The sequence below is a fragment of the Arenibacter antarcticus genome, from assembly GCF_041320605.1.
GTDB classification, from domain to species: Bacteria; Bacteroidota; Bacteroidia; order Flavobacteriales; family Flavobacteriaceae; genus Arenibacter; species Arenibacter antarcticus.
This window is the reverse complement of sequence record NZ_CP166679.1, coordinates 3,494,954-3,520,600: the sequence shown is the minus strand read 5'-3', so window position 1 is coordinate 3,520,600 and position 25,647 is coordinate 3,494,954. Positions and strand designations below refer to the sequence as shown.

20 protein-coding genes are annotated in these 25,647 nt (G+C 35.1%); all 20 read left to right on the top strand.

Going from position 1 to position 25,647, the window contains the following annotated elements; genetic code table 11:
• Positions 1-23: 23 nt before the first annotated feature.
• The 20 genes from KCTC52924_RS14505 (at position 24) to KCTC52924_RS14410 (ending at position 25,596) form a co-directional block, all read left to right on the top strand.
• A complete protein-coding gene (locus tag KCTC52924_RS14505; RefSeq protein WP_251806785.1) occupies positions 24-1,064 on the top strand; it encodes a glycosyltransferase in 1,041 nt (346 codons plus the stop codon).
• Positions 1,065-1,376: 312 nt separating this feature from the next.
• Positions 1,377-2,534 (top strand): hypothetical protein, encoded by a 1,158-nt coding sequence (locus tag KCTC52924_RS14500; protein WP_251806784.1) that lies wholly within the window; start codon positions 1,377-1,379, stop codon positions 2,532-2,534.
• 18 nt (positions 2,535-2,552) lie between these two features.
• The gene (locus KCTC52924_RS14495; RefSeq protein WP_251806783.1) at positions 2,553-3,512 is read left to right on the top strand and encodes a GNAT family N-acetyltransferase; all 960 of its coding nucleotides are present in this window, start codon (positions 2,553-2,555) and stop codon (positions 3,510-3,512) included.
• Positions 3,499-4,287, top strand: a complete 789-nt coding sequence (locus KCTC52924_RS14490; RefSeq protein ID WP_251806782.1) for a polysaccharide deacetylase family protein — start codon at positions 3,499-3,501, stop codon at positions 4,285-4,287. The genes KCTC52924_RS14495 and KCTC52924_RS14490 overlap by 14 nt, the downstream gene beginning before the upstream one ends.
• A 2-nt stretch (positions 4,288-4,289) precedes the next feature.
• Positions 4,290-5,405: a glycosyltransferase gene (locus KCTC52924_RS14485; protein WP_251806781.1), complete on the top strand. Its 1,116-nt coding sequence runs from the start codon at positions 4,290-4,292 to the stop codon at positions 5,403-5,405.
• A gap of 49 nt (positions 5,406-5,454) precedes the next feature.
• Positions 5,455-6,789, top strand: a complete 1,335-nt coding sequence (locus tag KCTC52924_RS14480) for a hypothetical protein (RefSeq protein ID WP_370671476.1) — start codon at positions 5,455-5,457, stop codon at positions 6,787-6,789.
• A 4-nt stretch (positions 6,790-6,793) separates the two neighbouring features.
• Entirely contained in the window at positions 6,794-8,926 is a 2,133-nt protein-coding gene (locus tag KCTC52924_RS14475; protein WP_251806779.1) for a bi-domain-containing oxidoreductase, read from the top strand.
• A 335-nt stretch (positions 8,927-9,261) separates the two neighbouring features.
• Positions 9,262-10,887, top strand: coding sequence for a heparinase II/III family protein (locus tag KCTC52924_RS14470; protein WP_251806778.1), 1,626 nt, complete (start codon positions 9,262-9,264; stop codon positions 10,885-10,887).
• Positions 10,887-12,113, top strand: coding sequence for a glycosyltransferase family 4 protein (locus tag KCTC52924_RS14465; protein WP_251806777.1), 1,227 nt, complete (start codon positions 10,887-10,889; stop codon positions 12,111-12,113). The genes KCTC52924_RS14470 and KCTC52924_RS14465 overlap by 1 nt, the downstream gene beginning before the upstream one ends.
• Before the next feature lie 118 nt (positions 12,114-12,231).
• Positions 12,232-12,855 carry a NeuD/PglB/VioB family sugar acetyltransferase gene (locus tag KCTC52924_RS14460; protein WP_251806776.1) on the top strand — a complete coding sequence of 208 codons (624 nt, stop codon included), beginning with the start codon at positions 12,232-12,234 and terminating at the stop codon, positions 12,853-12,855.
• 651 nt (positions 12,856-13,506) lie between these two features.
• Complete coding sequence (locus KCTC52924_RS14455; RefSeq protein WP_251806775.1) at positions 13,507-14,652, top strand: LegC family aminotransferase; 1,146 nt, start codon at positions 13,507-13,509, stop codon at positions 14,650-14,652.
• A gap of 184 nt (positions 14,653-14,836) precedes the next feature.
• Positions 14,837-16,048, top strand: a complete 1,212-nt coding sequence (locus tag KCTC52924_RS14450) for a polysaccharide biosynthesis protein (RefSeq protein ID WP_251806774.1) — start codon at positions 14,837-14,839, stop codon at positions 16,046-16,048.
• 395 nt (positions 16,049-16,443) lie between these two features.
• Complete coding sequence (locus tag KCTC52924_RS14445; protein WP_251806773.1) at positions 16,444-16,857, top strand: four helix bundle protein; 414 nt, start codon at positions 16,444-16,446, stop codon at positions 16,855-16,857.
• A gap of 429 nt (positions 16,858-17,286) precedes the next feature.
• Positions 17,287-17,958 (top strand): sugar transferase, encoded by a 672-nt coding sequence (locus KCTC52924_RS14440; RefSeq protein ID WP_251806772.1) that lies wholly within the window; start codon positions 17,287-17,289, stop codon positions 17,956-17,958.
• Positions 17,959-18,365: 407 nt separating this feature from the next.
• Complete coding sequence (locus KCTC52924_RS14435; RefSeq protein WP_251806771.1) at positions 18,366-19,133, top strand: polysaccharide biosynthesis/export family protein; 768 nt, start codon at positions 18,366-18,368, stop codon at positions 19,131-19,133.
• A 3-nt stretch (positions 19,134-19,136) separates the two neighbouring features.
• Positions 19,137-21,509, top strand: coding sequence for a tyrosine-protein kinase family protein (locus KCTC52924_RS14430; protein WP_251806770.1), 2,373 nt, complete (start codon positions 19,137-19,139; stop codon positions 21,507-21,509).
• Positions 21,510-22,079: 570 nt separating this feature from the next.
• Positions 22,080-22,367 (top strand): GIY-YIG nuclease family protein, encoded by a 288-nt coding sequence (locus tag KCTC52924_RS14425; RefSeq protein WP_251806769.1) that lies wholly within the window; start codon positions 22,080-22,082, stop codon positions 22,365-22,367.
• Positions 22,368-23,616: 1,249 nt separating this feature from the next.
• Complete coding sequence (locus KCTC52924_RS14420; protein WP_251806768.1) at positions 23,617-24,006, top strand: hypothetical protein; 390 nt, start codon at positions 23,617-23,619, stop codon at positions 24,004-24,006.
• A gap of 57 nt (positions 24,007-24,063) precedes the next feature.
• The gene (locus tag KCTC52924_RS14415) at positions 24,064-25,023 is read left to right on the top strand and encodes a helix-turn-helix domain-containing protein (protein ID WP_251806767.1); all 960 of its coding nucleotides are present in this window, start codon (positions 24,064-24,066) and stop codon (positions 25,021-25,023) included.
• Between the two features lie 111 nt (positions 25,024-25,134).
• On the top strand, positions 25,135-25,596 hold the full coding sequence (locus KCTC52924_RS14410) for a MauE/DoxX family redox-associated membrane protein (RefSeq protein ID WP_251806766.1): 462 nt from the start codon (positions 25,135-25,137) through the stop codon (positions 25,594-25,596).
• Positions 25,597-25,647 lie beyond the last annotated feature (51 nt).

Sequence of the window (25,647 nt, the reverse complement as noted above, 5' to 3'; positions counted from 1 at the left end):
ATATAAAAAGTTAGAAATTTAAAATGAAAAAAGATGTAATAGTATTCCTATTAACTGAAGTTCATAATTACCACATCTCTCTATTTAAAGAAATCATTATAACTTATAATTATCCTTTAGTAATTATTTATAAAGATCAAAACAATAAAACACCATACAAGCCACCTAGCATTGAGGGAATAACTTTTAAAGGGAGAAGTGAATTTAGTGAGTATTTAAATTTTAAATCATTTATAAACAGTCTCTCTGTGAAATTAGTGCGAACTTCCGGATGGGTGGATAAGGATTATTTGAAAATATCAAAATTTTTAAAAGGAAAGGGAGTTGCCACAGTTGTTGTTTCTGACACTCAATGGAAAAACACTTTAAAACAAACTGTAGGAGCTTTTCTTTATGGTTGGTATATAAGAAGCTGTTTTACTAAAATGATGGTGGCAGGACCATACCAATTTGAATATGCTAGAAAACTTGGTTTTTCCAAAAAAGATATTCTTTTTTCTAACCTTAGTGCCGATACATCAGTGTACGGTAACCTAGAGATTAAAACAACATTCGAAAAAACAATACTATATGTAGGAAATTTAGAAAAAACCAAAGGAACACATTTCCTCTTAGACGCTTGGTCTTCTATTTCAAATAAAAAGGAGTGGAAGCTGGAGTTAATAGGAAATGGAAGTTTGTTTGAATCTAAAATTTCTGATGATATTCATTACCTAGGCTACCTTAATAACAAAGAAATAAGTAAATCGATGAGAAATGCCGCATTTTTTGTATTACCTAGTAAAAGTGAACAGTGGGGTGTTGTAATGCATGAAGCAACATTATCGGGATTACCTATATTATGTTCTGACGAAGTTGGCTCAATTCCTTTGTTTTTAATAAAAGAGTACAATGGATTTACGTTTGCAACTGGTAATATAGACCATTTAAAACAGCAATTAGAAAAAATAATAAATCTTACTAATAAAGAAATATTTTTGATGAAGGAAAACAGTCTGAGTCTTGGTTCTAGAATAACGACTCCAATATCTGCCGCCTCATTAATGGCAGCAATAGAAAAATAAATATAGGTGAGTTTTTCTACTAAATTTTAATTGCAATCAGTTTTTGAAATAATTATAAACTGTACCACCTAAAACTTTCTTATAACAACAACTTTCCCATATAAACCTATACGAGGTTTTCTCTTCTAAATTTGGAAAAAACATCCATAAGCTATAAGTGTTGAATTTTATAAGTAATTCCCCTCAGCCAAGGATTTTATAATCAAATATATAGAATTGGGAAATTGTACTAAACCAACCCTCACAATATAATAATTAGACCATATCTATTGCTTACAGAGTTGGATGAAATAATTGTTGTTAAAAAAACATATGAAAAAAATAAGAAATATTTTAATATTAAATATCTTCATTGTTTATTGTTTTTTAAGTCCCACAAGTGAAGTTTTCTATTTTTTAGGTTATTTAGGATTATTGGTTAATATAGGTTCGTTACCGAAACTAATAAATTACAATTTAAATCTAAAGTTGATTTTAGGTTTATTAATATTGATGAGTTTTTTATTTAACATTAATTACGACAATTCTTTTAAAGATTATCTAAATGCATTTAATATATTACTACTTCTATTTTTATTTCCATATTTTATTTCCAAAGATTTAAAAATCCATATATTTTCTATCATTACCATAATAACAGTTATTCTATTTTCCCAGTTAGCTTTTATTTTTGATATTAGTATTATAAAAGGAGTGATCCTTACTATTTATAATGACGAATCGTCTGAGTTTGGATTTGATAGATTTATAAATACTGGAAGAAATGGTGGAATCTATTATAATCCAAATCAGGCTTCAAAATATTTAACTATTTTATTAGCACTATCATTAGTTGTAATAAAAAATAACAAATTAGATTTTTTAATAATCCTTTCTATTCTTTTGGGCATATTTCTTACTGGTAGTCGAACAGGTATGCTAGTTGCTTTAATCATTATTGCTTGCAATATTTTTATAGTACAAAGGAAGTATATTTACGGGGTCACCTTAACTTTATGTGGTTTACTTATTTCCATTATTATAACTCCTATTGCTGACAGTAGAAGTTTTCAGATTAGTAATTCAGGTAGTATTCAATATAAACTAGACATATTCTTTGAATACATCAATAATGTAATTAAAAAAGATTCATTAATTAATTTAACCTTTGGTAATTTTACTTCTGATTATAATTCCCTGATGACTAAATTTGAATTTATCCAAACTTCTCATTTTGGTTTTGATTCTGAATTTGGGATGGCTATATCATTTTTGGGAGTTTCTTTTTGGTTTACTTTATTAATATTCTATTATAGGCAACTGCTTTTATTACTTAAAAGCAAATTCATTTTAATATTTATCCCATTTATTTTTTGGCCAATAACATCTACAGTTTTGTTTTCATTTAAAACTAGTTTAGTTTATATGGTATTGTTAGGGTTTGGTGTTTCAATTGTAAAAAATGGCTTACGCGGCAATTTTTACAAATAATGTTTTTAATAGTTTAACATGAAATATAATAAAGTTTACAAAGAGGATGTAACAATTGATCAAATTTCAAGGCTTTTTAAATCAGTTTGGGATTTAGATGATTATTCTAAAATTTACAATAAAACGAATTGGGCCTTCAACAATGATTTTTCGAAAATTCTGTTATTTGAAGATAATAATAAACTTATCGCGGCAAGAGGTGGTATATATTGGCCTTTGCAAATAGGTCAAAATAGTATTAAAACAGTACAATTTCACGGAACTTGTGTTCACCCCAGTTACAGGAGAAAAGGTATTTTTTCTGACATAAATAAATTGTTTTTAGCAGAAGCTAATGAAGATGGAGTAGATTTCATTTTTAATATTTCGGTTGATATTTCAAGAAAAGGATATGAGAAATTAGGATGGGAATATATTTCTGGATTTAGAAGATTAACATATATAAGGAAGCCTCTAAAATTTATTACTCATAGGAAAAAACAAAATTCTATTAGTGATCCTACTATAGATTTAGGCGATATTATTGTACCTCAATCTTTTATTGAGGCGAGAAATACAAAGCTTTCAAAAACAGTTCATTGTAAGTATAGTAGTGAGTTTTTAGAATGGAGACTTAGTAATAGTTATGAAAATTATGGTAAAACGCAAACTAGTAAGGGGCTAATAATTTATAAAGTAAAGAATAATAAAAACGGCTTGAAAGAGGTGATTATTGGCGAAGTTTTTTTATTAGAATACAATTATAAAAATTTTTCAGAAGTTTTAAAATTACTTATTGACAATGAAAATCCGGATTTATTATTTACTTATATTTTTAAAGGACATCCATGTTATTTGTATTTTATAATGAACCTATTTCTGCCTAATCCAAAAAGATATAATTTAAATTTTGGAACAAAATTTTTAAATAAAGGTTTGCAGTCGAACATGTTAAATAAAAAGTGGGCTATTTGCTTTCTAGACATTGATACTTTTTAATAATGAAAAAAAAATAAGAAATATTTATTTAAGGATTGCAGGGAGTTTAAAACACCCTCAACCGGGAGTTCATATTATAAATTCTCATTATGTAACTGTTAATGAGGTTGATTTGGTCAATGACCATAGAATATTTGAAGTCTATTTAAAGTCTTTAAGTAAATTTGCAACTTTTATTTCACCTCAAGAAGCAACCAAAAGAATTAATGAAAATGATATTCCTAAAAATAAGGTGCTAATCGCATTCACGTTTGATGACGGTTTTGAAGAATGTTATAGCATTATAGCCCCATTACTAGAAAAATACAATTGTAGAGGAGCTTTTTTTATAAATTCAAACTATGTCGAATCTGATGAGAATTATCAAAGAGAATTTAATAAACGCGTAGCAATATCTACTAAAAAACCAATGAGTTGGAATCAGGTAATTGACCTTCATAAACGAGGTCACGTTATTGGATCTCACAATCTAGATCATACTAATTTCGCTGAATTAAAACCAAAGGAAATTGAATTTCAATTAAAAAGAAATAAGGAAATATTAGAAGCGAAATTGAATTATGACAACGAATATTTTGCGTGGACTTATGGGCAAATGCTACATTTTCCAAAAGCAGTGTTAGATATAACAGAGAAATATCATAAATACATTTTCAGCGGAACAAATTATAAGAGATATTTCTCCTACAACGGAAGAGTTTTAAATAGAAGACACCAAGAAGCATTTTGGCCCTTTTCTCACGTTAAGTATTTCGTTTCTACTAAAAAAAGATAATTATGAAACTTATTATCAACACGTCAAATATTGTTATAGGTGGAGGAATACAAGTTTCTTTATCATTTCTAGAAGCCTTGATAAGTCATCCGGAAAACGAATACCATATTTTCCTATCGCCAAAGATTAGTGAACAGTTAGACAAAAGTACATTTCAAGGTAACTTTAAATTTTATAAAATACCAATATCACCTTCTAGTTTACTTAAAGGGTTTAAAACCAGAAAAAAACTTTCGTTACTTGAATCACAAATTAATCCAGATCTAGTATTTACCGTGTTTGGACCAGCTTATTGGAACCCAAAATCTTTACATGTTTCAGGTTTTGCTAATGGTTGGTGTTATACTCCTAATTCTATCGCTTTTAATTATTTACCTCGATTGGCGAGGATAAAGTCTAGATTTTTAATCACAATAAAAAACTACTTTATAAAGAAATCTGATTTTTTAATTGTTGAGACTGATACAGCAAAAAAGAATATAATATCTCATCTTAAAATTAAGGAAGATAAAATATTTGTTGTAGGAAATACTTTTCATCAAGTTTTTGAAAGTCATGATAATATTGAATGGAATGCTATAATCGAAAAATCAAAATGCTACAAACTTTTAGTATTAAGTTCATTTTATCCTCATAAAAATTTACTTATTCTAAATAAGGTAGTTGAAATACTTAGAGAGAAGTCACATAATAAATTTAAATTTTTTCTAACCATACCAGATGACAAATTTAACGAAGCATTTCCTGAAAATGATATGATTGAAAACCTTGGTCCTCAGAATATTCAAGATTGTCCTGGATTATATAAAAGTGTCGATGCATTATTTCTACCAACTTTATTAGAAACATTTACAGCAAACTATCCTGAAGCCATGGTTATGAGAAAACCTATATTAACATCTGACCTTGATTTTGCACGAGAGTTGTGTGGAGATGCAGCACTATATTTTAATCCACTATCAGTTAGCGATATTACAGAAAAAATAATGGATTTAGAAGGAGATGAAAGTCTTAAAATTCGCTTAGTTACTGCTGGTGATAAACGCTTAAAAGAGTTTGAAACAGCAGAAAGTAGAACAAATAAATATTTAGAGATTTTCAAGAAATTAAAAGCCTGAATGATTAAGCAGTAAACCAACTGTTTAATTTAGTATGCTAGATGAAATTATGAGTATAGCAATATTTTTAAAAAATAATTTAAAAAATATTCCACCAAATCTAGGTGAAATTATTAATAGGATACCATATTCTAAGAGACCAGGTATTGGAAATGTTTATAAACTAAGAAAAAAAGAAATCCATGATTTTGAGTTGTTTTCTGTTGAGCAAAAAAATGACTTCATTTTTAAACGAATGAAAAATCTAGTTGATTACGCCTATGAAGAAGTTGTGTTCTATAATGAATATTATAATCAAAAAGGATTTCATCCAGATCACTTAAAAACGTTCGAAGACATCCAACGAATACCAATTGTTGACAAGGGAACCCTAAATAGTTACGATATTGAAAAACGAAGTGCAAAAATTAAAGGAAGATATATAGTAAATACTGGTGGCTCATCAGGTACACCTTTCAGTCTATATATTCAGCCAGATTCTATGGGGCATGAATGGGCGCATATGCATCATATATGGGAAAAGTTAAACTTTAAAGCATCAGATTTAAAAATAGTATTTGGTGGTAGAAGTGATTTAAAAAAAGTAGTGGAATACGATGTTGTTAGAAATCATTTTGCTATTGATATCTATGCAGATTATAAGCTAGTTGCTGAAGAGTTAAAAAAGATACTCAAAAAGCGTAAAATTAAATATCTTCATGGTTATCCTACATCTATCTATGACTTTGCCGTCTTCTGTAAAAAGGAAGATTATGAATTGCAACAATTGTTGTCAGCTAATTTAAAAGGAGTTTTTCTAGGCTCCGAATATCCGCATGAACATTATCGGAACGTTATAGAGAATGTTTTTAATGTAAAAACAATTTCATGGTATGGCCATACAGAGCGAGCAGTGTTGGCTTATGAAAAAACAGAAAAGTTTACCTATGAACCATTTGGTACTTATGGGTTTACTGAGGCCTTAAAATTCAAAGATGAATATCATTTGGTTGGTACAAGTTTTTATAATTTTGCAACTCCCTTGATACGATACAACACAAACGATATAATAGCAGATGTAAAGGCATCAAATGGAATATTAAAAAGTTTTAAAGTCACTAAAGGGCGAGAAGGGGAATTTGTAATTGATAAAAACAATAAGAACATCAACCTAACGGGGCTTATTTTTGGAAGACATCATGAAATATTTAATCATTCTAAATTTATACAAGTAAAACAGGTTAAAGCGGGTGAGATAGAACTACATTTTGTTTCTGATTCGATATCAGAAGAAGAGGCAAGAAACTTATTCGATCTTCGAAACTTAGATTTAGATGTAGCTTTTGTAAAAAGAAGCGAACCATTTAGGACTCCTTCAGGTAAGGTAAACCTATTAATTAAATAAAAATATGAAACAAATTATACAATCCTTTAAAACAGGTGAAACTATATTAGAAGAAGTACCAGCTCCACAAGTGAAACGAGGGCAAATACTTATTCAAACTACAAGAAGCTTAGTATCTTTAGGAACTGAACGTATGTTAGTTGAGTTTGGAAAGTCAAACTTAATTTCCAAGGCACGTCAACAGCCTGATAAAGTAAAACAGGTTTTAGACAAAATAAAAACCGAAGGATTAATGCCAACATTAGAGGCTGTTTTTAATAAACTAGGAGAGCCGTTGCCACTTGGCTATTGTAATGTAGGGAAAGTCATTGGTGTAGGAGAGGGAGTTTCCGAGTTTAAAGTTGGCGATAGAGTAGCGTCTAATGGGCAACACGCAGAGTTTGTGAGTGTGCCAAAAAACTTGGTGGCTCATATTCCTGATAACATAAGTGATGAAGAAGCTGCCTTTACGGTAATAGGTTCCATTGGTTTACAAGGCATGCGTTTGCTTAATCCTACATTTGGAGAAACCGTGGTGGTTACTGGCTTAGGTCTTATAGGCCTTTTAACCGCACAAATGTTACTGGCAAACGGATGTAGAGTAATAGGTATAGACATTGACCAATCTAAGCTAGACATAGCGAAACAATGGGGAGTAATTCCTATCAATCCAAAACAAAGTGATGTTGTAAATGAAGTTACAGAACTAACAAATGGCGTTGGTGCTGATGGCGTAATTATTACGGCGTCAGCCAAAACAGATGCGATTATTTCTCAAGCAGCTCAAATGTCTCGTAAACGAGGTCGCATTATTTTAGTAGGTGTTATTGGTTTAAATATCAGTCGTGCAGAGTTTTATGAAAAAGAACTTAGCTTCCAAGTGTCCTGTTCTTATGGCCCTGGACGTTATGATGAGGATTATGAAGGAAGAGGAACAGACTATCCGTTACCTTTTGTTCGTTGGACGGAAAAACGTAATTTTGAGGCTATTCTTCAAGCTATTTCATCAGGTAATTTAAATGTAAAAGAGCTTATAACAGAACAAATTCCTCTGGAAGATTATATGAAGATTTATGGAGAGATAGGCAGCAGCCGTTCCATTGCTTCTATACTTACATACCCTAAGCAAACTCAATTAACACCATCCCATACTATATCGATTAGTGGTAAGAGTTATGAAGGTAGTAAAGGTGTTATTGGAGTAGTCGGTTCAGGGAATTTTACCAAAATGACAATGCTACCAGCACTCAAAAATAGCGGAGCAGAGTACAAATATATTGCTAGCCAAGGTGGGGTTAGTGGTACGGCCATGGCTCAAAAGCACGGATTTAGCCATTCTACAACAAATTATAAGGATATATTAAATGATCCTGATGTTGATCTTGTATTGATTACTACGCGTCATAATCTACACGCTCCAATGGTAATTGATAGTTTGCAAGCTGGGAAGCATGTATTTGTAGAGAAACCTTTGGCTTTAAATAATTCGGAGCTAAATACTATAATTTCAGCTCACGAAAAAGCTGGAAGTAGTTTGACCGTAGGTTTCAATAGAAGATTTTCGCCTCACGCACGCAAGATGAAGGAGTTGGTGGGTAATTCTGTAATGAACGTAATTGCCACTATGAATGCTGGAAATATTCCAGCCAATGTGTGGGTACACGATATGCAAGTGGGAGGTGGAAGAATTATTGGAGAAGCCTGTCACTTTATGGATTTGATTACCTATTTAACAGGGAGTAAAATAAAATCTGTTTGTATGAATGCCATGGGCATGAATCCAGCGGAAAATACCGACAATGCTTCCATACTTTTACAATATGAAAACGGTTCTACAGGAGTTATAAATTATTTCTCAAATGGCTCAAAGGCCTACTCAAAAGAACGGGTGGAGGTTTACTGCCAGGAACGTACTTTGATAATGGATAACTTTAGAGTAACTAAAGGTTACGGATTTAAAGGATTTAGTAAGTTAAAAACAAAACTAGACAAAGGACATAAAGCCCAATTTACTGAGCTTATCGCTGCTGTAAAGAAAGGTGGCAGTCCATTAATCCCGATGGATGAAATAGTAAACACCACTCAAGCTTCTTTTGCAGCTATAGAGAGTTTGAAAAAACGAGGATGGATAGATATTGAAACTTCAAAAAGTAGATAAAAACTATTTTGTACCAAGGAACTTTTTTTGTATTATAATAAATATATTCTGCTCTTTTTGAGTGAGATTAATGTAACCATAGAGTGTTAAATAAATTAAATAGATCTTTTCAATTAGTTCAAAATATGGGCGCACGATATACTATTTATCGTGTACGCCATGAACTAGAAAGGAAACTAGGGGTTTTAAAAAAAAGACACCCAATCAATCCATCATTTAAACAATTTATATCATTAGAAAAATGGAGGAAAGAAACCCCTCCGTTTTTTTTTGAAGGAAAAAACATTTCCTTAACTCCCACGCCTCAAGAATCTTTAAAAAAGCGAGTTGAGGCCATGAAACAGGGCAGGTTTGTGCTGTTTGGTAAAGTGGAATACGACTTAGGGAAAGATTATGATTGGGTAACTAATCCTGTAACTGGCTATCGCTATGATGTAAATGAACATTGGTCCACTATAGCCGATTTTTCTGAAGAGAGAGGAGATATCAAATTTGTCTGGGAAAAATCGCGCTTTGCCTTTTTAACGGATATTATTCGTTACGATTTTCATTTTCAGGAAGATCAATCGGAGTTTGTGTTTGGACAGATTATAGATTTTATAGAGAAAAACCCTATTAATTGCGGGCCTAACTATCGCTGCAGTCAGGAAATCAGCCTTCGTACCATGAATTGGACTTTGGCACTATATTACTATAAAGATGCTCCTAATCTAACAGAGGAGCGTTTTGAAAAAATAATGCATGCAATTTATTGGCAGCTGCATCATATATATCATCATATTGACTTTTCGAGGATAGCGGTTAGAAATAACCACGCCATCACAGAAACCTTGATGCTGTATTTATCCGGACTATTATTTCCATTCTTGCCTGATACGGCCAAATGGAGCAAGGAAGGTGAAAAATGGTTTCAACAGGAGGTAGAGTATCAAATCTATCCAGATGGCACCTTTCTACAATTTAGTATGAACTATCATCGTGTAGTAGTTCAATTATTAACTTGGGGCTTGCGATTGGCAGATCTACATGGCAAATCTTTTTCGCCTATTATAAAGGAAAGAGCAGCGCTTTCCCTGAAATTTCTAGATGTTTCTTCAGATTCCGTAAGCGGGAAATTACCTAACTATGGCAACAACGATGGCGCCTTATTCTATAAATGGACAGAGGATGACTTTAGAGTATATACTTCTCAGTTGAATGATTTACGAGCCGTTTTAGAAAATAGTGTAAGTAAAATCCAAGAAAGTCAGGCATGGTATGGACTGAAGGATTTTAAGGTTGTTGAAGGAAATATACAAGGTGTTTACGAATTTCAAGATGGTGGTTATTACATTCATCAGGAAGATACTATAAAGACTTTCCTTAGGTGTGGTTCATACAAAGACAGACCTTCCCAAAGCGATAATCTTCATTTAGATATTTTTAAAGATGGTATTAATTACTTGTGGGATAATGGCACCTATAAATATAATACCGATAAAGAAACAGTAGATTACTTTACTGGGTGTGAAGGGCACAATACACTGTCGCTAGAAGGTCATAACCAAATGCTACGTGGAGGCCGCTTTATTTGGTATTATTGGATTAAACGTGCCAAAGCTAAAATGAGTGAATCTGCAAAACAAATGATTTTTGAAGGGGAAATTGAAGGGTTTCAATATCTAGAAAAAGAAATTATTCATTCACGAAAAGTTGAAAAGAATAGAGGTGAGAACCAATGGCTAGTTACCGATAAACTGAGTAAAGCTAACGGAAAGGAAAGAAGTGTTTATTGGCATGTTAACCCGGAAGTTTTTAAGCTTGTGGAAATCCAGTGCAAAACTCTTGATGGCAAAATCATAACTCCTAAAGTAGAAGAGAAATGGCATTCAAGTTATTACGGAGTAAAAGAAAAAGGTATACGCTATAGTTTTAGAAGCCAGCAAACCATGATTACAACAATAACATTAAAAGAAACTTAGTGAAAATATTATTGATACACCAATATTTTTTGGAAAAAGGAGAAGGCGGTGGTTCCCGCTTTAATGAAATGACCCAAGTTTGGGGTAATCTAGGCCATTCAGTAACTGTATTGGCGGGAATGGTGAATTATATCACAGGAAAAAAACCAGAACGCTACAAAGGCAAATATTTTTTTAAGGATGCTCCATTCTATAAGAATGTCGATGTAATTCGTTGCCACGTATCAAAAAGTTACAACGTAAATTTTCTAGGAAGATTATGGGGTTATTTTTCTTTTATGTTCTCCGCTATTTGGGGAGGTTTATTTAAAACCAAAGGGAAATATGACGTGATTTTAGTAACCTCTCCCCCTTTATTTGTCGGTATGACCGCCTATGTACTTTCCAAAATAAAAAGAGTTCCATTTGTTTTTGAAGTAAGGGATTTATGGCCAGAGTCGGCTATTGACACAGGTGTATTACAAAATAAAATGATCATAAAATTGGCTTATTGGTTTGAAACGTTTTTATACAAACGAGCCAAGTTAATAAATGTTCTAACCCCAGCCTTCCGTGACAAATTAATAGAAAAGGGAATAGCTCCAGAGAAAATTATCTTTATTCCAAATGCCGCCGATTTCACCTTATCTGAAAGACTTAGCACTTTTGATGCGCAATCTTTTAAAAAGGAGATTGGGCTAGATCATAAATTTGTGATTACTTATGTAGGTGCTCACGGTGTAGCCAATCATTTAATTCAGCTATTGGATGCTGCAGAACATTTTAGGGACACCAACATAACCTTCCAATTGATAGGGAGTGGAATGCAAAAACAAATGCTCCAAGAGGAAACTAAAAAACGTGGTTTAGAGGAACATGTTATTTTTAGAGAACCAGTAGCCAAGGAAGATGTGTTTAAGTATATTTTGGCCTCAGACATGGGGGCATCTGTACTTAAAAAAGTAGATACCTTCAAAACAATTTACAGTAATAAAACCTTTGATTACATGTCTTGTAGAGTCCCAGTCTTACTTGCTATAGATGGGGTTTCTCGGAATTTAGTAGAAACCGCAAACTGTGGAATATACGTTGAACCCGAGAATGCACAGGATATTGCAGAGAAGTTAAAGGCTATTTACCGGAAGCCGGAAGAACTACATAACATGGGAGTCAATGGGCACGAATACGCCAAGCTACATTTTGATAGGGAAAAGCTTGCACAACAGTATCTATCTCATATTCAATAAATTAATAAAATCCTTGGTACATAGTTTTTAATTATTCCAACTATAACCATATTTCCGAAGATTTTATTAAATCAGAAAGTTGTAAGTTTATTAATACAATCTAGAAATTCCTATAAAATTGAACCTAAAAAAGCATATAGCACTTATAGGATATTCCGGCCACGCTTATGTGTGTTTAGAGACTGCAACTTTACTGGGCTATGAAGTTATAGGCTATCATGATTTTAATAAATTAGATGGTAACCCTTACAAATTACAATACTTGGGGCCCGAAGAACAATTTGAGCAACACAAAGGAATGTTATTCGGAAGTATTGGAAATAACAACATCAGGGAAAATGTCTTTAAAACTATTTCCACTATAAAAACGGATATGTTTATCTCCTTACTCCATCCATCTGCAATAATCTCCAAAACAGTTTCTGTAGGCACCAATGTTCTTATTTCAGCAGGGGCCATTGTGAATGCCCTTAGTACTATAGAAACAGGTGTAATAATAAATACAGGAGCTATTGTTGAGCATGAAGCCAATATTAAATCCTTTGCCCATATAGGCCCAGGTGCGGTACTTGCTGGTAATGTTACTGTAGGCGAACGCAGCTTTATAGGGGCAGGCGCAGTTGTTAAACAAGGAATAACTATTGGTGATGACGTGGTTGTAGGGGCCGGAGCAGTAGTCATTAAAGATGTTCCTGATAATCAAACGGTAATAGGTAATCCCGCAAAACAACTTGTCAAATAAAATTGGTAACGGTTACTTGAATGATTAGTGAACAGATGCAGCAGGTTAGAGCGATTGAAATATATAGTTATTGAAGATTCAAGAATTCAAAGATTCTATAAAAATCGGAGATTGTAGTCTGTCGTATTGTTGAGTGATAAAAGGACTGATTCAGCTGGTTAGAAGGATTGGAGATTTTAGTTTAAGGAGATTCAAGAATTCAAAGATTTAATAAAAATCTCCGATTTTTATTATTCAAATATTGACCAACTAATAATTGAGCCTAGACCAACAATTTAAAGGTTTAACTAATCTTTGAATCCTTAAATTATTGAATCATTGAATTAAAGAGTGATTCAAATATTGAAAAACTAATAATTAAAACTAGAACACCAATTTAAAAATTAACTAATCATTGAATCCTTAAATTGTTGAATCATTAAATTAAAGAGTGATTCAAATATTGACCAACTAATAATTGAGCCTAGAACACCAATTTTAATATTAACTAATCTTTGAATCCTTAAATCATTGAATTAAAGAGTGATTCAAATATTAAAAAACTAATAATCACAACTAGAACATCAATTTAAAGATTAACTAATCATTGAATCCTTATATCATTGAATTTTTGAATTAAGGATTGAAACATAAAATTAAAACTAACGAATAATGATCCCTTTATCTATCCCCAAATTAGAAGGCAACGAATGGAAGTACGTAAAAGATTGCCTAGATACCGGCTGGATCTCCTCTGCCGGAAGTTATGTTACCCAATTTGAAGAGATGGTCGCCGAGTATGCCGGTGCCAAATACGGTGTAGCGTGCATGAATGGTACCGTAGGACTGCATATTGCGCAAATCTTGTTAGGGGTTACTGCGGACGACCACGTTATTGCACCTAACATCACCTTTATAGCAACTTTAAATGCCATAAAATATACAGGAGCAACCCCAATTCTTATAGATGTGGATTCCAACAATTGGCAAATGGATCTAGATCTTCTTGAAAAGTATTTACAGGAGGAGACTACAAAGAAGGAAACCGAAACAGGGCTGTTCAGCTTTGATAAACGCACTAACAAACGTGTCCGTGCCATAATGCCTGTCCATGTATTGGGTAATATAGGCGATATGGATCGTTTAATGGCCATTGCTGAAACCTACCATTTAGAAGTGATAGAAGATACTACCGAGGCATTAGGATCTACTTTTAATGATAAACACGCTGGGACATTTGGAAAATTGGGGGTCTTCAGTTTTAATGGGAATAAAATTATTTCCACAGGTGGTGGCGGAGTTATCGTCACTGATGATGAAGAATTAGCAAAAAAGGCTAAACATTTAACCACCCAAGCAAAAATCAGTGCCATGGATTATATTCATGACGAAATTGGGTATAATTATCGCCTGGTAAATGTGTTGGCCGCAATTGGTGTGGCACAAATGGAACAATTTCCAACCATCTTAAAGGATAAGAGAGGCATGGATGCCTTTTACCGTAAGGAGTTAAATGGAGTTGGAGATATTAAATTTCAAGAAATTCCTGAAGGAACAAATCCCAATGGCTGGTTGTTTACGTTTAGCACCTCCCGTATGCGAGAACTATTAGAATATTTAAATGCTAATGGAGTGCAATCTCGTCCATTTTGGATGCCCATGAACCAATTGGACATGTTTAAAGACGAGTTTTACTTTAATAAGACTGATGTTTCAGCTTCTGTTTATGATACCAGTATTAGCATTCCAAGTTCAGCCGGCATAACACAAGAACAAATGGAGAAAGTAGTAGCTACCATTAAAGCTTTCTATAAATAAAATCTCCGATTTTACCATTCTATGATTCAATAAAAATCTTCGATTTTTTTTATTCAAAGATTTATAGGTTGTAAAGGGAATTAAGATTTACATGAGCTCCTTGAATCCTCGAATCTTTGAATTTTTTCACTTTGAATCTTTGAATCTTTGAATTTTCGAATAATAACCCTTGAATTAAAAAAAAATGAACCTCATAGACATTCCCCATTTCATTAACACCTACATCACTAAAAGATCCCAAAGTCTTTTCCAAAGTGATATTCAAAATAATAAAGAACTTCTTAGTAGTAAAATAGCAGGCAAATCGGTTTTGGTTATTGGCGGGGCTGGAACTATTGGCTCCTCTTATATTAAAGCTATTTTGAAATTTAAGCCCGGTAAACTTTATGTGGTGGATACTAATGAAAACGGGCTTACAGAATTAACACGTCAATTACGATCGGACGCCAATATGTTTGTCCCGGACGACTTTAGAACCTATCCCATGAATTTTGGGGATCCGGTGTTTAAAAAAATGTTCTTGGCGGAAGGACCATTTCATATCGTTGCCAATTTTGCTGCACATAAACACGTGCGTAGTGAAAAAGACAAGTATTCCATTGAAGCCATGATAGACAATAACGTTTTCAAGGCAAAGGAATTTTTGGATTTATTGGTAGACAATAAACCTGAGCATTTCTTCTGTGTCTCAACGGACAAGGCGGCCAATCCAGTAAACGTTATGGGTGCCAGTAAAAAACTAATGGAAGAAGTAATTATGGCCTACAGTAAGGACCTGCAAATTACAACTGCACGTTTCGCAAACGTGGCGTTTTCTAATGGTTCGCTCTTAGCAGGTTATATAGAGCGTTTGTTCCAGAACCAACCTATCTCCTGCCCTTCCGACGTACAACGATTTTTTGTGTCGCCAGAAGAAAGTGGACAGATTTGTATGTTAGCCTGTATGTTGGGTAATTCTGGCGAAATATTTTTCCCAAAATTAGCCGCTGAAGAAATGGTTTATTTTAAAGATATAACTATCGATTTCTTCAAAGCGTCTAATCGTCCTATTATAGAGTGTCAATCGGATGACGAGGCCAAGACAAAAGCATTGACAACAAAAGAAGGCGATCCATATCCAGTATATTTCTTTAATACCGACACCTCTGGAGAGAAATTGTATGAAGAATTCTATACCGATAAAGATGTAGTGGATCAGGACACTTATTCGAGTTTAGGCGTCATTAAAAATGCTCGTAAATTGTCTCAGGAAGAAATCACTTCTACAATAGAACAATTAAAATCCCTTATGGATTCCGGGGATTACGACAAAACAGCTATTGTTGATCTACTTAAAAAGCACCTCCCAGATTTTGAGCATATTGAGACCGGAAAGAGTTTAGACCAAAAAATGTAATGGGGTGTTGGAGGTTGTCTGAATGTTGAAAGAACTGTTGTAACAGGTTAGTATGATTGTAAATTTTAGTTGGTAAAGATTCAAGAATTCAAAGATTCGCTAAAAATCAAAGATTTTTATTATTCAAAGATTGATTAGGGTAGTCGTGAGTCATTGGAGACTATAGTGTTGAATCTATTTAAAATCAAAGATTTTAAATAATACACATGATCGAACTGAACGATTAATAATTAACTACTAATAATAGAACCTAGAACTCAAATCAAGATATAAACTAATCATTAAATCGTTGAATTGTTGAATCCTTGAATTAAAAGTAATCATTGAATTTTTGAATAAGAAATCATTGAATTAGGAATCCTTGAATTAAAAAAGAATCCTTGAATTAAAAAGTCATGTCCAAAATAAGCAGTTTCGAGGACCTTAACGTATGGGAGTTAAGTCGCCAGTTAAATATTGAAATGTTTAAGATTCTTGCTTGTAAAGACAATCATAATTATGGCTTTTTAATTAACCATCTTTACAAAACCAGTGGAAGTATAATGGACAATATAGCTGAAGGGTTTGAGCGAGGAGGCAATAAAGACTTTATAAATTTTCTTTCGTATTCAAAAGGCAGTGCAGGGGAACTAAGGTCTCAACTCTACAGGGCACTAGATGTAGAAATTTTAAATCAATCAGATTTCGAAAAATTATATGCCTTAACAATTGACATTTCAAAGCAATTGAGTTTGTTTATGAATTACTTGAAGAACTCAGAGTTTAAAGGGGCTAAATTTAAGGAGCCACCTATGGACTATGGAAACTAGGGGTGTTATGGTTAGCTGAATGTTGAGAGAACTTATGTAACTGGTTGGGTTGAGTCGAATTTTAGTTGATAAGATTCAAGAATTCAAAGATTCAAATAAAAATCAGAGATTTTTATAATTCAAAGATTGAATAGTGTAGTCGTGAGTCATTAAGGGCTAATTGGAGCTAAAATAATTAAAATCAAAGATTTTAATTGATGATCATCAAGTTCAGTAGTAAATAAAAAAATGTTCAATTATTGAACTACTAATAATAGAAACTAGAACATGATTCGAAATATAAACTAATCTTTAAATTATTGAATTGTTGAATCTTTGAATAAAAAGAAATCTTTGAATTGTTGAATCCTTGAATAAAAAGAAATCCTTGAATCCCTGAATAAAAAGAAATCATCGAATTTTTGAATTACAAAATAATTGAATAAAAAAATGTATAGAATATTTAAAAGATTGTGTGATATTTTAGTATCTGGACTTGCACTCCTAATCCTAGCCCCCTTATTAATTCCAATCATGATTGGGTTAAAGTTTACTGGAGAGGGATATATTTGGTATAAACAAGAGCGTGTGGGGTATAAAAATAAATCCTTTTTAATCTGGAAATTTGCCACTATGCTTAAAGACAGCCCTAATATGGGTGGCGGAATTATCACTACAAAGAAAGACCCTAGAATAACCCCTATGGGAGGTTTTTTAAGGAAAAGTAAGATTAATGAGCTCCCCCAATTAATCAATATTTTTAAAGGCGACATGAGTGTAGTTGGGCCACGCCCCGTAATGCAGAGAAGCTTTGAGGCCTACCCCCCCGCAATTCAAAAGGTAATCTATAATGCAAAGCCAGGTCTTACCGGAATTGGTTCTATCATCTTTAGGGATGAAGAAACTTTGATTACTAACGTAAAGGAAAAGGGTGGAGATACTTGGGATTTCTATAAGAACACCATTTATCCTTTTAAGGGAAAGGTAGAACTATGGTATCAGGCCAACGAATCCTTTATCACCGATCTTAAAATAATTTTCACCACCGCCTGGGTAATACTAAATCCTGAAAGTCAGTTAGTATACAGTTGGTTCAAAGGCCTACCAAAGCGTCCGTTTTAATACCGACCACCCGACACTTAGTGATCAGACGTTAGGAAGGTTGTATCGGGTTCTCGATACAAAATGTCTACGACCGTCACGTCGAGTGGTTTTGCGAAGCGGAGCGGAGCAAAATTGTATCGGGTTCTCGATACTAAATGTCTCCGACATTTCACTCGAACTGACGAACTGACAATTGGCCCATCTCCGTCACTTCGAGTGGTTTTATGAAGCGAAGCGGAATAAAATTGTATCGAGAAGAAGGCTCGGTAGCACTAAAAAGGAGGACTGAACCAAGAAGCCCCGATAAACATAAAATCCCATTCACCTAAATCTATCAAAAAGAGTTGTAACATGCCGACAAAACACTTAATTTTGCCGATTAATTACTGTATTAAATTTAGTTTATTACATATACCAAAACACTAATGAGAAAACACATAGCCATACTGGGTATATTGGTCTTAGTCCTACAATCTTGCGCCACCAAAAAGAACATCCTCTATTTCCAGGATGCCAATGCTATGGCCGCACAAAAGATCACCTACGAGAGCCCAAAAATTCAACCCAATGATATCCTAAACATCAGCGTGAGTGCCTTGGTGCCAGAAACAGCCTTGCCCTATAACAAACAACAGCCCAACAATTCCACCGCCGCTAGTAATATAGAACTGATAAAATTACAGGGTTATCTGGTCTCCACTACAGGGAATATTGTATTCCCAATTTTAGGAACCCTGAAGGTAACAGACAAAACTACTGCCCAATTGGAAAAGGAACTTCAGCAAGTCTTGGAGAATGGTGGACACTTATTAGAACCTACCGTAAGTGTAAGGCTTCTAAATGCGAAGGTCACTGTCTTGGGAGAAGTCCAACGCCCAGGCACCTATAGCTTTACCGAGCAGCAGATTAGTTTGCCACAGGCCTTAGGCTATGCGGGAGATCTCACTATTAACGGGGAACGTAAGAATGTAATGCTGATCCGTGAGGAAGATGGGATGCGTACTGTAACCAACATAGATCTTACGGAAACGGACTGGTTTAATAGCCCCTACTATTATATTAAGCCCAACGATTTTATTGTGGTAAACCCCAATGGCCCTAAAGTGAAAAGTGCCGGCTTTATTGGCAATACAGGAACACTACTCTCCGTAGTATCCGTAATCTTAACTTCTATAGTCCTAATTACAAGATAATCCATGAAAGAATCCCCATACCTATCGGAAGAATTTGAAGAGGACGACTCCTTTCACCTAAAAGAGCAACTTTTAAAATACCTGGGTTACTGGCCCTGGTTCTTAGGTACCGTAATTATAGCCTTACTGGTAGCATTTTTCTACCTCAAATATGCTACAGTAACTTACCAATCCGTGGCTAAAATCAGGATCATAGACGAATCCAAGGAACTGAACATCGGTACAGATGCCATGTCCCTCCTCAGTGGAAAATCCCGAATTAATTTGGACAACGAAATTGAGGTCTTAAAATCCTATCGCCTTCTAAAACAGGTAGTCGAAGATTTACAGTTAGATGTAAACTACTATATTCAGGGGAATATCCGAACAACCCAGATTTGGAACTCTCCATTTAGCTTAACAAAACATAATGCATCTGATAGTATAGCTAAAGCAAAAACATATACCATAAAGCTTGAAGCTTCTTCCTTTTCCATTAGCGAGAAGGACGGAAAATCCTATTATTCAAGTTATGAGAGTGCCATGGAAACCGTTCCAGGGCTGCCCTTTGTTATTACAATTAATGAAGGTATCAGTATAAATGACTACGAAAACATTACCTATAAGGTAGTTGTAAAGCCCATAAAGCAAGCTACAATGGCTTTAACCAGTCAACTACAAGTCCAATCTACAAATAAAAACAGTGATATTTTATCTCTCTCGCTTATTGGGGAAAGTACGCCCCGTTCAGAAGCGATACTCAATACCATAATTGAGAAATTTAATCAAGATGGTATCCTAGACCGTCAATTGGTCTCCAAACGTACCTTAGATTTTATAGATGACCGCTTTATCTACCTTACCCAAGAGTTAGATTCTATTGAAGGCGATAAAAAATCTTTTAAACAGCAGAACAACCTTTCCTATATTGAGGCCGATGCAGGGATTACCCTGCAAAAGAAATCAGCCAACGAAGAGGAAACCTTTACATTGGAAACGCAGATTGCCCTTTCCAAACTCCTTCAGGAAACATTGGCAACCGAACAGGCCTTCAGCCTTCTACCAGCCGATATTGGTTTGAAAAATTCTGGTATCAATAGCCTAGTGGGTGATTATAATGGTCTTGTTCTAGAACGTGATAAGATGGTCGCTAGTGCCGGGGAAAATAACCCCACGCTACTAGTGATCAACAGTCAGTTGCAACGTGCCAAGCAAAATATTCTGCAAACGGTAAGCAGTTACCAGCAGCAGTTAAAAGTTTCTATGGCGCAATTGCGACAGGAGAAACAACTTGCCGGTGCTTCCTTCTCCAAAATTCCTGAAAAAGAACAGCTGTTACGGGCCATAGAACGCCAACAGAGTATTAAAGAAAACCTTTTCCTTTTACTATTGCAAAAAAGGGAGGAAGCCGCCATTAGTTTAGCGGTAACCGCTCCGTCTATCAAATTGATAGATTACGCCCTAACGTCCAACATTCCCGTAGCTCCTAAAAAGTCGGTAATAATGGCTGGGGCTCTCCTTTTAGGGCTTTTACTGCCCTTTGGTTTCCTCTACATCCGTTTTTCGCTAAACACCAAAATTAACGATCGCACAGATTTGGAACGTGCAAATCCCGAGATTCCCGTCTTGGGAGAAATCCCATTTTTGGAAGACCATAAAACATTTTTGGATACCAATGACCGCTCCATTTTAGCAGAATCCTTTAGGATCTTGAGTACCAATATTAATTATATGCTCCCAAATAAGGAAAAGGGAGACGGACAGATAATTTATGTGACCTCTACCATTAAAGACGAAGGGAAATCCTTGGTGGCCTTTAACCTTTCCCTGGCCTTTAGTAGTATTGGCAAAAAAGTATTGCTAGTAGGTGCAGATCTTAGAAATCCCAATATCCACCAGCATTTTGATAGGCCAAAAGAATCTCTTGGGCTCTCAGACTACCTTTACGACCCAGAAATGGATTGGAAAAATATTGTGTATAAGGGCTATAAGGACATAGAGAACCACAGTGTATGCTTTAGTGGTAGTATCCCTCCTAACGCTCCACAACTATTGTCTGGTGATGGCTTTGAGAAATTTATCAATATTGTAAAACATGAGTACGACTATATTATTGTAGACACCGCCCCTACCATGTTAATTACCGATACGCTTTTAATTTCACAATTCGCAGATCTTACCCTCTTTGTAGTTCGATCTGGACATACAGACAAGCGTTTATTAGATTTCTCTAAAGATTTAAACAAATCTAAGAAACTAAAAAATATGGGCTACCTGTTAAACGAGGTAGGCATTAAGCGTTCTAGAGGCTATGGCTACAGCTACAACTACGGGTATGGCTACGGCTATGACGAAGAAGGCAAAACGCCCTTGCCATGGTATAAGCGCTGGAAATAGTATTGAGAACAAAGTAGTGAGTATTAAGTAGTGGGTATTAAGTAGTGGGTCCCTCACTCGGGCGGGCCCGAGAATACGAACTTTAGCTAACATAAGTTTGGGCACTTTTATGGTGAAGCTAACTTGATATCCCTATACTCAACTAACAGAATTAATCCCGTCATTTCCCTGGTCCCAACACCGGACCGCTAAAGGAAAGTGACGGGGTTTTTTGTTTAGTAGTGAGATGGGTTTAGTGAACCGTAAACAGACGTCAATAGTCAGTAGTTCTCGATACTAAATGTCTGCGACCGTCACTTCGAGTAATCCGACGATAGGAGGATTGTACCGGGTTCTCGATACAAAATGTCTGCGACATTTTACTCGAACTGACGAACTGACGATAGATCCATCTCCGTCACTTCGAGTAATCCGACGATAGGAGGATTGTATCGAGAAGCACTCCAACTGACGATAGATCCACCCCGTCACTTCGAGTAATCCGACGATAGGAGGATTGTATCGAGAAGCAAGGTTGACGGAGCTACGAAGTAGATTCGTATCTTGATACCTTTAAGAAAGAACCAACCTATGAAACCATCCTACGTCTATATTCTTAAATGCTCCGATAATTCTTATTATACAGGGGTTACCTCAAATTTAAACAAACGTCTATTAGATCATAAGTCAGGAATCCATATCGACAGCTACACGTATTCTAGGAGATCGCTTGAATTAGTATATTTTGCAGAATTCACGGATATAAATTTGGCAATACAAACAGAAAAACAAATTAAAAAATGGTCAAGAGCCAAAAAAGAAGCGTTGATCAATAACGAGTATGAAAAGTTGCCCAACCTGGCCAAAAAGAAGTTTTAAAATAAAATACCAAGTACCTTTCTCGTTACTTACTTAGTGGTTTTGCGAAGCGTAGCGGAGCAAAATTGTATCGAGAAGCACTCCAACTGACGAACTGGCGATTGACCCATCCCCGTCACTTCGAGTGGTTTTGCGAAGCGTAGCGGAGCAAAATTGTATCGGGTTCTCGATACAAAATGTCTGCGACATTTTACTCGAACTGACGATAGATCCATCTCCGTCACTTAGTGGTTTTGCGAAGCGTAGCAGAGCAAAATTGTATAGGTTCTCGATACAAAATGTCTGCGACCGTCACTTCGAGTGGTTTTGCGAAGCGTAGCGGAGCAAAATTGTATCGAGAAGCACTCCAACTGACGATAGATCCATCTCCGTCACTTAGTGGTTTTGCGAAGCGTAGCAGAGCAAAATTGTATAGGTTCTCGATACTAAATGTCTGCGACCGTCACTTCGAGTAATCCGACGATAGGAGGATTGTAACGGGTTCTCGATACTAAATGTCTACGACATTTCACTCGAACTGACGATAGATCCATCTCCGTCACTTCGAGTGGTTTTGCGAAGCGGAGCGGAGCAAAATTGTATCGAGAAGCACTCCAACTGACGAACTGACGATAGATCCATCTCCGTCACTTCGAGTGGTTTTGCGAAGCGTAGCGGAGCAAAATTGTATCGGGTTCTCGATACAAAATGTCTGCGACATTTTACTCGAACTGACGATAGATCCATCTCCGTCACTTCGAGTGGTTTTATGAAGCGTAGCGCAATAAAATTGTATCGGGTTCTCGATACAAAATGTCTGCGACATTTTACTCGAACTGACGATTAATCCTTCCCCGTCACTTCGAGTGGTTTTATGAAGCGAAGCTAAATAAAATTGTATCGAGAAGCACTCGAACTAACGATTGACAGAGCACCGAAGTGGGGTATAAGGGTCATATCAATAAAAAAGAAAATTACCTCCGTTATAGTAACCTCCATAAACTACATCAAATCAGTGTGATAAATCCGAAACTTAACCATTGTCCGTATATAAATCCTTTATAGAGCAGTAATAATCCCTTACAGGATAGAGATTGGTTAGTTATACGATTTTCCCACATATAATTAAGGAAAAATTACTACATTATAAGTTCGTTTAATTAAAAATGCTATGAAATTAGCGTACCCGAAAATCGGTCGAAAATCCGGATGAAGATATGCGAACCTGACTACCGAAGTATGACCGTAAAAAAACAATAAATATCTACAGATGAAAAGTAGTATAGAAAATGAATGTGCACGGCTCTGGATAGAAAATGGGATTCTCTACTTTACTTACAAGGAGAACGTAGTGATTAGATTGGAAGAAGTAATAAGAATAGTAGCGGACCGATTAAAACTTCAACAGGGAAAACCCTTTCCAATATTGTGCAACACCATAGGAATAAAAACCATGGAAAAGGATGCCAGGCTATATTTTGCAACGGAAGGATCTAAACTCACTATAGCTGTTGCGTTGATTTCGGACAATCCATTGTCGCAAATACTGACCAACATGTATGTGGTTGGCGGCTTACCCTCTGCCCCAACAAAGATAGTTGCCAACGAGAAAGAGGGACTTGAGTTTTTATCTGGGTTTACATCCCCCAAATCAACATAAAATAGTATCCTCCATCATAAGGCAGCAATTAGGCTACCTCCTTTAACAATTGTTATTATGGATCAATTTGAAGATAAGGAAAGGCTGACGAGAATATTTCAAGTTTTAATTGGAATTGCCATGGGGAAGTTCTACCACCGGATTGAACGGACCAATAAGAAGGATGAGCTTGAAGCGTTGAGCGCTCTGGTAAATATCGTCGCAGAAGAATTACAGGATTCCTTCTTGCACCAAGGATATATTAACCTAAACGATTCCTATATGCAATTGGTCCATATGGTGTTTTTTCTGGACAAGCAATCCTACATTGTCTATATAAACGAGGATGTACAACTATTATTAAATTTTGAGCGAGAGGATCTTTTGAACACACCTTTCGTGAAAATCCTTCACAAAGATTCCATAAAAACCTGGAAAGATCATAAAAAAAACCGTTCTAGTAATGGTGCTTTAGAAAGGAATCTGAGATTAAATTTTATGACCAAAGACGGTCTGGAGCTGGCTGAGTTTTGCAAAGTAATACTAGTACCCAAAGGAGCTCATCCCAAAGCAAGATTAATGCTTATCACTTCAGATATAGTTAAAAATAAAACTAAACTTGAAGGTAAGTTTCAACAACAACTTTTAAGGGATATCCACCATCCTAAACCAGGGTCTGGAAACAGTAATTATAAAAGAAACTTTTTAAGTATTGCAGATATAGAAAATATCAGGGCGATAGGTACCTATCTAAGGCACCACTTTGAAAAAGAGGCTTTATCACTTAAGGATTTGGCCCTTAATTTTGGGACCAATGAATTTAAATTGAAACGTGGGTTCAAGGAACTTTTTGGAATGACGGTCTTTAAGTTCTTAAAAAATGAACGCCTTAAGAACGCCTACATTTCGGTAAGGAATACCCAAGAATCCTTTAAACTTATCGCGCAACAGAACGGATTTAGAAACGCCTCCCATTTTTCTAGGGAATTTAAGGCTAGGTATGGGTATACCCCAAGCGAACTCAGAAAAAATTCCTGATATAAACAAACCACCACCCAAACTAATCCCTTACAAAGCTGTTTTTATCCCTTACAGATAATTGTGTCTTTATACCTTTATGTTATTCAATATCAAACAACTACAACTGATATGAAATGGCAACAAAAACATACATGGATACTTTTAGAAATCATCAGTTTGGTGTTTATTTTACTATTCGCTTATGCCGGGTTGACCAAACTTTTGGAAGGACATTTGTTCTATGACAATATTAGAAATTCGCCGGTTTTTGGCGGAGAGAAGATTGCTTATATTTCCTCCTGGTTTGTTCCGATAGCTGAAATTATGACCGCATTATTAATCGTTTGGCGTAAAACCAGATTAATTGGGCTTTATGGAGCATTGAGCCTTATGATCCTATTTACCATTTATACTGTAGCCATTGTATTTTTCAGTCCCTATACTCCCTGTTCCTGTGGAGGCGTGATCTCTCTATTATCCTGGGAGCAGCATTTAGTCTTTAACGTGGTATTCCTAGGATTGGCGCTGTTGGGTAGTATACTCTCTCATAAAGAGCGAAAGAAATGGCCCCATCCTGAATCTTATAGTTAAAAATAATAACAGATCATATAAAGAAATTTTGTTGCGCGACAGAAGCAGGTG

Excerpts from the sequence above, each read along its gene's own strand:
- KCTC52924_RS14420 (WP_251806768.1), top strand. The coding sequence starts at position 23,617 with ATGAAAAGTAGTATAGAAAATGAATGTGCACGGCTCTGGATAGAAAAT.
- KCTC52924_RS14475 (WP_251806779.1), top strand. The coding sequence starts at position 6,794 with ATGAAACAAATTATACAATCCTTTAAAACAGGTGAAACTATATTAGAA.
- KCTC52924_RS14505 (WP_251806785.1), top strand. The coding sequence starts at position 24 with ATGAAAAAAGATGTAATAGTATTCCTATTAACTGAAGTTCATAATTAC.
- KCTC52924_RS14435 (WP_251806771.1), top strand. The coding sequence starts at position 18,366 with ATGAGAAAACACATAGCCATACTGGGTATATTGGTCTTAGTCCTACAA.
- KCTC52924_RS14480 (WP_370671476.1), top strand. The coding sequence starts at position 5,455 with ATGAGTATAGCAATATTTTTAAAAAATAATTTAAAAAATATTCCACCA.
- KCTC52924_RS14500 (WP_251806784.1), top strand. The coding sequence starts at position 1,377 with ATGAAAAAAATAAGAAATATTTTAATATTAAATATCTTCATTGTTTAT.
- KCTC52924_RS14410 (WP_251806766.1), top strand. The coding sequence starts at position 25,135 with ATGAAATGGCAACAAAAACATACATGGATACTTTTAGAAATCATCAGT.
- KCTC52924_RS14445 (WP_251806773.1), top strand. The coding sequence starts at position 16,444 with ATGTCCAAAATAAGCAGTTTCGAGGACCTTAACGTATGGGAGTTAAGT.
- KCTC52924_RS14470 (WP_251806778.1), top strand. The coding sequence starts at position 9,262 with ATGAAACAGGGCAGGTTTGTGCTGTTTGGTAAAGTGGAATACGACTTA.
- KCTC52924_RS14440 (WP_251806772.1), top strand. The coding sequence starts at position 17,287 with ATGTATAGAATATTTAAAAGATTGTGTGATATTTTAGTATCTGGACTT.
- KCTC52924_RS14425 (WP_251806769.1), top strand. The coding sequence starts at position 22,080 with ATGAAACCATCCTACGTCTATATTCTTAAATGCTCCGATAATTCTTAT.
- KCTC52924_RS14485 (WP_251806781.1), top strand. The coding sequence starts at position 4,290 with ATGAAACTTATTATCAACACGTCAAATATTGTTATAGGTGGAGGAATA.
- KCTC52924_RS14495 (WP_251806783.1), top strand. The coding sequence starts at position 2,553 with ATGAAATATAATAAAGTTTACAAAGAGGATGTAACAATTGATCAAATT.
- KCTC52924_RS14430 (WP_251806770.1), top strand. The coding sequence starts at position 19,137 with ATGAAAGAATCCCCATACCTATCGGAAGAATTTGAAGAGGACGACTCC.
- KCTC52924_RS14450 (WP_251806774.1), top strand. The coding sequence starts at position 14,837 with ATGAACCTCATAGACATTCCCCATTTCATTAACACCTACATCACTAAA.
- KCTC52924_RS14455 (WP_251806775.1), top strand. The coding sequence starts at position 13,507 with ATGATCCCTTTATCTATCCCCAAATTAGAAGGCAACGAATGGAAGTAC.
- KCTC52924_RS14415 (WP_251806767.1), top strand. The coding sequence starts at position 24,064 with ATGGATCAATTTGAAGATAAGGAAAGGCTGACGAGAATATTTCAAGTT.